A 235-nucleotide genomic window follows, 5' to 3' on the forward strand; every position below is an offset into this window, starting at 1 on the left:
CCCGATGTTAAGACCCAGCACGATCCAGAGTGTGCGTCTTTCCGTTGCGTTTCTCTGCTCCGCCATGCCGGGTATTCAAATTAGTGAATTGCCAATGAGTAACTAACACCGGGCTTTTTGCGTTCCGATCAAAGGTCGTCGAAATTGCTCAGGCGCCGATCTCTTCATGGTCGGTCAGGCATTCGGAATGGTCGCGCAGTACCTCGAGCACACGGCAATCAGAAGTCTGTCCGCC

Annotated in this window: 1 pseudogene; it reads right to left on the reverse strand. The window is 53.6% G+C overall.

The annotated features are described in order from the left end of the window. Window positions 1-148: 148 nt before the first annotated feature. Window positions 149-235, reverse strand: a pseudogene (locus A3764_RS25785) (MerR family transcriptional regulator); the annotation flags it as partial.

Source organism: Sulfitobacter sp. HI0129, from assembly GCF_001635395.1.
Taxonomy (GTDB): domain Bacteria; phylum Pseudomonadota; class Alphaproteobacteria; order Rhodobacterales; family Rhodobacteraceae; genus Sulfitobacter.